Below are 7059 nucleotides of genomic sequence, written 5' to 3' on the forward strand. Positions count from 1 at the left end.
GAAGCTAGATGCTCCGCACCGCGATCACGGCGTTGTGGCCGCCGAAGCCGAAGGAGTTGCTCAGCGCAGCGATGCTGCCGGACGGCAGGTCACGGGCTGTCGTGACGACGTCGAGCGGGATCTCCGGATCCTGATTCTCGAGGTTGATGGTCACCGGCGCCTTGCGGTCGTAGATGGCCATGACGGTCAGCACGGCTTCCACCGCACCGGAGGCGCCCAGCAGGTGCCCCATCTGCGACTTGGTGGCCGAGACCGCGATGCTGTCCAGCTGTTTGCCCAGGGCGGCCTTCAGGGCCGCGTACTCGGGCTTGTCGCCGACCGGGGTGGAGGTGGCGTGCGCGTTGACGTGCACCACGTCCTCCGGCTGGATCCGGCCGTCGAACATGGCAGCCTTCAGCGCCCGGGTGGCGCCCAGGCCCTGCGGGTCCGGGGCGGTGATGTGGTAGGCGTCGGCGGTGACCGACGTGCCGGCCAATTCGGCGTAGATCCGGGCGCCGCGGGCCAGGGCATGCTCCTCGGCCTCCAGCACCAGGGCGCCGGCGCCTTCGCCCATGACAAAACCGTCGCGGCCAAGGTCGTAGGGGCGCGAGGCGTGCTCGGGATCGTCGTTGCGGCGCGAGAGTGCCTGCATGGAGGCGAACGCGGCGATCGGCATCGGGTGGATGGCGGCTTCGGCGCCGCCACAGACGACGACGTCGGCCTTGCCGGAACGGATCAGGTCCAGGCCCATGTGAACGGCCTCGGTGCCGGACGCGCAGGCGGAGACGGGGGTGTGGGCACCGGCGCGGGCGCCCAGGTCAAGGCTGACGGCCGCAGCCGGGCCGTTGGGCATCAGCATGGGCACGGTCATGGGCAGGACTCGGCGGGGGCCCTTTTCGCGCAGGGTGTCCCAGGCGTCCAGCAGGGTCCAGACGCCGCCGATGCCGGTGGCGAAGGCCACGGCCAGGCGGTCGTGGTCAACCTCGGTGATTCCGGCGTCGGCCCAGGCCTCGCGGGAGGCGACAACGGCGAACTGCGTGGACGGGTCCATGCGCTTGGCCTCGACCCGGCTCAGGACCTCGGTCGCCGGGTTGGAAGCGCGGGCGGCAAAGTGGACGGGCAGCTCGTACTTGGCCACCCAGTCGTCCTCGAGCGTATGCGCTCCGGAGACGCCCTTCAGCGCGTTCTTCCACATTGTGGGGACATCGCCGCCGATGGGTGTGGTGGCACCCAGACCGGTAATGACTACTTTGCGTGCCATGGGATCACTCTCTGTCGGTGCGCCTGCCGTATCCGGGACTTGCGAACGGTTGCCGGGGCCTGCGTTTGAAAAAAAATATTGGGTGTTGCACTGGATGGTGCTGCACAAGGCGCGGTCCGGGGGTGCAGTTGCGCCCCCGGACCGGCCGGGGCCGAAATTAAGCCTGTGCGTTGGAAATGAAGCTGACGGCGTCGCCGACGGTCTTGAGGTTCTTGACCTCTTCGTCCGGAATGCGCACGCCGAACTTCTCTTCGGCGTTGACGACGATCGTCATCATCGAGATGGAGTCGATGTCCAGGTCCTCGGTGAAGGACTTGTCCATTTCGACAGCCTCGGTGGCCAGGCCGGTCTCTTCGTTGACGATTTCAGCCAGGCCGGCCAGGATCTCTTCGTTGCTAGCCATGATGGCTCCTTTTCTTGTTATTGCCGTGGGCTGCCGGGGTGCCGGCAGCTTCGGGCGGAAATGGTTCAAACCGAGGGTTCGGTTTGTTGTGGGGTTTGAAGATTGGGGAAAGACAGGGAAGACACGGGCGCCTATGGAAGCACGATCACTTGGGCACCGAAAACCAGTCCGGCGCCGAAGCCGATCTGCAGTGCAAGCCCGCCGCTGAGCTGCGGGTTTTCCTGCAGCAGGCGGTGGGTGGCAAGGGGGATGGACGCTGCGGAGGTGTTGCCGGCGTCGGCGATGTCCCGGGCGATGATGACGGTCTCGGGCAGTTTCAGCTTCTTGGCCATCTCGTCGATGATCCGCATGTTCGCCTGGTGCGGGATGAAGGCCGCGAGGTCATCTGCGCTGATGCCGGCGGCGTCCAGCGCCTGCTGGGCCACCTTGGCCATCTCCCAGACTGCCCAGCGGAACACCGTCTGGCCGTCCTGGCGCAGTGTCGGCCAAACAGCCGCGCCGGTGACGGCGGCTTCTTCGGCGCTCAGGGCACTGCCCTGCTTGCCCGCCGTGGCGAGCTCGCGGAGGTCCAGCATGGAGCCGGTCATGCCGATCGCGTCCCACTTGCTGCCATCCGAGCCCCACACCGACGGGCCGATCCCCGGAGTGTCGGAGGGGCCGATCACCACGGCGCCCGCGCCGTCGCCGAGGAGGAAGGAGATGGTGCGCTCGGTGTTGTCGATGACGTCCGAAAGCTTTTCCGCACCGACCACGAGGACGTAGTCGGCCGCGCCTGAGCGGACCAGCGCGTCGGCCTGGGCGATGCCGTAGCAGTACCCGGCGCACGCGGCGGAGATGTCAAAGGCCGGCGCCGGCGTTGCGCCGAGGCGGTCGGCGAGGCTCGCGGCGGCGGACGGCGTCGCGTAAGGGTGCGTGACGGTGGAGACAATGACGGCGCCGAGCTGGGAGGCCTCAATGCCGGCCTTCTGCAGGGCCTCGCGGGCAGCGCCCTCGGCCATGTCGATCACGCTGATGTCGGCGGGGGCGCGGTGCCGGGTGACGATGCCGGTGCGCTGGCGGATCCACTCGTCGGAGGAGTCGATCCACTGGCAGACGTCATCGTTGGTGACGATCACGTCGGGCCGGTATGCGCCGACGCCCATGATGCGGGTGTTCTCGTGCAGGGGGGCCTGCTTCAACGTGGGCACGCTCATGCCTGTCCTTCCAGTTCTGCGAATAGGGCCAGGGCGGCGGACAGGTCATCCGGGGTCTTGACGGTCACGGTCTTTACACCCGGCATGCCGCGCTTGGCGAGTCCGGCAAGCGTCCCGGCCGGAGCCAGTTCAATCACGCCGGTCACGCCGCGCTTGACGAGCGATTCCATGCAGAGGTCCCAGCGGACCGGGCGGGACACCTGGGCGATCAGGCTTTCGACGGCGGCGGCGCCATCGGTGACTTCCGCGCCGTCGAAGTTGGACAGCAGGGGGACCTGCGGATTCCGCGGGTGCAGCGTGGGCCGGAGGGCCTGCAGCGCCGCGACGGCGGGGGACATGTGCTGGGTGTGGAATGCGCCGGCGACCTTCAGCGGGATGACCCGCGCCTTGGCCGGAGGGTTCTCCGCGAGGGCCTTGAGCTGCTCCAGGGTCCCTGCCGCGACGGTCTGGCCGGGGCCGTTGACGTTGGCTGCCGTGGCACCGCAGGCCTCGATCGCGGCCAGGACCTCGGCCGGGTCGCCGCCGACTACGGCGCTCATCCCGGTCGGTGTGGCCGCAGCGGCAGCCGCCATGCTGTTGGCGCGTTCGCGGACGAACGTCATGGCATCGGTTTCAGTCAGTACACCGGCCAGGGCGGAGGCCGTGATTTCGCCGACGGAGTGGCCGGCGAGGATGACCGGCAGGGTACCGAGTTCGACGTCGAAGAGGGATGTCGCGGCCACCAGCCCGGCTGCCACGATCAGCGGCTGCGCAACCGCGGTGTCCTTGATGGTCTCCTCATCGGAGGTAGTTCCGTGGGCGGTGAGATCGATGCCTGCGATTTCGCTGAGGGAGGCCAGATGGCCTGCGACGGGAGGCAGCTCCAGCCAGGGGGCGAGAAAACCAGGGGTCTGGGAGCCCTGTCCAGGGCAGACGATTGCAAGCACGTATCCAGCTTTCCAAACTACGGCGAGATTATCGGTGCATTGATGCACCAAGCTCACAGGGTCACTTTGTAGGAAGTCTACAACTTCTCAGGGGCTATTCCGCGAAGGCTGACGTTCCGTGGCGGGCTTGGGCGGGGCCGCGAGACGGCCGACAACGAGGGCCGTCTGGAGCACAAAGGCCTCCCGCGGCAGCAGCGGATCCCAGCCCGTGACGTCACAGACGCGCTTGAGCCGGTAGCGCACGGTGTTGGCGTGGACGAAGAGTTCGCGGGCCGTGGCCTCGAGCGAATGGCCCAGTTCGAGGTAGGTGCCGAGGGTCTCCACCAGGCCGTTCGAGGCTGCGAGCAGGGGCCGGTAGATGTTCTTGACTAGGGAGCGCCGGGCGGCGTCGTCACCGGAGATGACACGCTCCGGCAGGAGGTCATCGGCCGCGACCGGGCGCGGCGCGGCGGGCCAGGCGCGGGCGGCGGTCAGCCCGGCGAACGCGGACTGCGCGGAGCCGCTGGCCTCCAGCAGTGAACCCGCTTCGGCGCCGTAGACTACCGGGCCCGGGGCGAAGAGCTCGGCAAGCTTCAGGTAGGCGGTTTCGCGGTCGTGGACCCCGCCGAGGATAAGGATGAGCCGGTCGCCCTGGATGCCGACCAGGGCGTCTTCGGCGAACCGCCCGGCCGTGCGGCGCAGTTCGCTAACGTAGCTTGCGTTCGGTTCCGGCGGAGAATTGCCGACCATAACGGTGAAGCGCTCCTGCGCCTTCCAGCCCAGGGCGGCAATCCGGGACCGCAGGGCATCGGTGTTTTCGCCGCGCAGGATGGCGTCCACAATGAGCGCCTCCAGCCGGGTGTCCCACGAACCGCGGGTTTCGGCAGCACGGGCGTAGACGTCGGCGGCGGCGAACGCCACCTCCCGGGAGTACCGCAGCACGGCCTCGCGCAATGCGCCCTGGTCCGCCTCCGGCGCGATCACGGGCACCTGGTCCTCCACCACTTCCACGACGATCCGGATCAGCTGGAGGGCCTTCTGCAGGCTGATGGAGCGGGTGAGCTCGGTCGGGGCCGTGCCGAAAACGTCGGACAGGATCCACGACGGCGAGCTGGGGCGCTCGTACCAGGTAACGAAGGCGGCGATGCCGTTCTGCGCCACCATGCCCAGGGCCGAGCGCTCGTCGGAGTTCAGCCGGCTGTACCACGGCAGGGATTTCTCGAGCTGGCGCAGAGTCGTCGTGGAGAGCTGGCCGACGCTCGCCCGGAGTTTCTTGAGCGTCTCAACCTTCTCCGGAGGCATCGCCCTCGACGTGGGCTTGCGTTTTGCGGGAGTGGTGATCGGCTCGGCCATGCTTCGAGCATACGGGCCCTGCCGCCCAAGCTCCATTTGTGCAAAGGCTACAAGGCGCCTTGTGCTGGATCACAGTGCTGGATCACAGCGCGGCCCGGAGGGCTGACCGGTGTCCGGCGCCGGACACCGGTCCCGGCGATTAAACGCCGACGGCGGCCCCCGCCTTTCGGTGGGGGCCGCCGTCGTATCCGCCGGGATGACTCTAGGAGTCGCCGCCCGCGTTGCCGGTGGTGCCGGCGTTGACGTTGTGCAGGCGGTACTTCTCGATCGCCTGGGCCGGAGCCTGGGCATCCACCTCGCCGCGGCGGGCCAGCATCTGCAGCGAACGGACAACCACGGAGTGGATGTCGTTCTTGAAGAAGCGGCGCGCTGCGGCGCGGGTGTCGGAGAAGCCGAAGCCGTCCGCGCCGAGCGAGGCGAACTCGTTCGGCAGGAACTGGCGGATCTGGTCCGGGACCGCCTTCATGTAGTCGGTGACGGCCACGATCGGGCCGGTCGCGCCGGCGAGCTGTTCGGTGACGAACGGGACGCGGGCGGGCTGGCCGGGGTTGAGGAACGCCTCTTCCTCGGCGGCCATGGCGTCGCGGCGCAGCTCGGTCCAGGACGTCACGGACCAGACGTCGGCGGAGACGCCCCAGTCCTCGGCGAGGACCCGCTGGGCCTCCAGGGCCCAGGGCACGGACACACCGGAGGCCAGGATCTGCGTGCGCGGGCCGTCAATCTTGGCCGGCGCCAGCAGGTAGATGCCCTTGATGATGCCCTCGACGTCGAGTTCCGCCGGTGCTGGCGGCTGGGAGATCGGCTCGTTGTAGACGGTGATGTAGTACATCACGTTCCGCGACGGGTCGTTGTCCGCCAGGCCCGGACCATACATGCGGTTGAGGCCGTCGCGCATGATGACGCCGATCTCATAGCCGTAGGCCGGGTCGTAGGTGACGACGGCCGGGTTGGTTGCGGCCAGGATCGGGGAGTGCCCGTCCGCGTGCTGCAGGCCCTCGCCGGTCAGGGTGGTGCGGCCGGCGGTGGCGCCGATGATGAACCCGCGGGTCATCTGGTCCGCGGCGGCCCAGAAGGAATCTCCGGTGCGCTGGAAGCCGAACATCGAGTAGAAGACGTAGATCGGGATCAGCGGTTCGCCGTGCGTGGAGTAGGACGTGCCCGCGGCGGTGAAGGCTGCCACCGAACCGGCCTCGTTAATCCCGGCGTGCACGATCTGGCCGGAGATGGACTCCTTGTAGGCCAGGACGAGCTCCCGGTCCACGGACAGGTAGTTCTGACCGTTCGGGTTGTAGATCTTGGCCGTCGGGAAGAACGCGTCCATGCCGAAGGTGCGGGCCTCATCCGGGATGATCGGAACGATCCGCTGGCCGAATTCCTTGTCCCGCATGAGGTCCTTGAGCAGGCGGACGAAGGCCATGGTGGTGGCCGCCAGCTGCTTGCCGGAGCCGCGGTTCGCGACTTCGTAGACCTTGTCGCCCGGCAGGGTGACGTCGGTGTGCTTGGCGCGGCGTTCGGGGACGAATCCGCCGAGGGCGCGGCGGCGTTCCATGAGGTACTGGATCTCGGGGGAGTCCATGCCGGGGTGGTAGTACGGGGGCCGGTAGAGGTCCGCTTCGAGCTGGTCGTCGGTGATGGGGATGCGCAGGTGGTCGCGGAAGGCCTTCAGGTCCGCGAGGGTGAGCTTCTTCATCTGGTGTGTGGCGTTGCGGCCCTCGAAGTGCGTGCCCAGGCCGTAGCCCTTGACCGTGTGGGCCAGGATGACGGTGGGTTTGCCCGTGAACTCGGTCGCGGCCTTGTACGCGGCGTAGACCTTGTTGTAGTCGTGGCCGCCGCGCTTGAGGTTCCAGATCTGGTCATCGGTCAGGTCCTGGACCATTTCCTTGGTCTGCGGGGTCTGCCCGAAGAAGTGCTCGCGGACAAACGCGCCGGACTCGGCCTTGTAGGTCTGGTAGTCCCCGTCGACGG

At 68.0% G+C, this 7059-nt stretch carries 6 protein-coding genes; all 6 read right to left on the bottom strand.

Translation table 11 applies throughout. The annotated features are described in order from the left end of the window. Positions 1-4: 4 nt before the first annotated feature. On the bottom strand, positions 5-1240 hold the full coding sequence (gene fabF, locus ACZYZ5_RS15590; RefSeq protein ID WP_463902868.1) for a beta-ketoacyl-ACP synthase II: 1236 nt from the start codon (positions 1238-1240) through the stop codon (positions 5-7). Between the two features lie 157 nt (positions 1241-1397). Further along, positions 1398-1643, bottom strand: coding sequence for an acyl carrier protein (locus tag ACZYZ5_RS15595; RefSeq protein WP_079554778.1), 246 nt, complete (start codon positions 1641-1643; stop codon positions 1398-1400). A gap of 131 nt (positions 1644-1774) precedes the next feature. Further along, positions 1775-2836, bottom strand: coding sequence for a beta-ketoacyl-ACP synthase III (locus tag ACZYZ5_RS15600; RefSeq protein ID WP_463902870.1), 1062 nt, complete (start codon positions 2834-2836; stop codon positions 1775-1777). Further along, positions 2833-3762 (bottom strand): ACP S-malonyltransferase, encoded by a 930-nt coding sequence (locus ACZYZ5_RS15605; protein WP_463902871.1) that lies wholly within the window; start codon positions 3760-3762, stop codon positions 2833-2835. Before ACZYZ5_RS15605 ends, ACZYZ5_RS15600 begins: the two co-directional genes overlap by 4 nt. 87 nt (positions 3763-3849) lie before the next feature. Further along, complete coding sequence (locus tag ACZYZ5_RS15610; RefSeq protein ID WP_463902872.1) at positions 3850-5094, bottom strand: PucR family transcriptional regulator; 1245 nt, start codon at positions 5092-5094, stop codon at positions 3850-3852. Between the two features lie 202 nt (positions 5095-5296). Beyond that, positions 5297-7059 (bottom strand): transketolase-like TK C-terminal-containing protein (locus ACZYZ5_RS15615; protein WP_463902874.1); only part of this gene is annotated, 1763 nt, incomplete at its 5' end.

This window comes from Pseudarthrobacter ribosi (assembly GCF_055412865.1).

Coding starts and splice junctions, on each gene's coding strand:
- fabF (WP_463902868.1), bottom strand. CDS start 1,240: ATGGCACGCAAAGTAGTCATTACCGGTCTGGGTGCCACCACACCCATC.
- ACZYZ5_RS15595 (WP_079554778.1), bottom strand. CDS start 1,643: ATGGCTAGCAACGAAGAGATCCTGGCCGGCCTGGCTGAAATCGTCAAC.
- ACZYZ5_RS15600 (WP_463902870.1), bottom strand. CDS start 2,836: ATGAGCGTGCCCACGTTGAAGCAGGCCCCCCTGCACGAGAACACCCGC.
- ACZYZ5_RS15610 (WP_463902872.1), bottom strand. CDS start 5,094: ATGGCCGAGCCGATCACCACTCCCGCAAAACGCAAGCCCACGTCGAGG.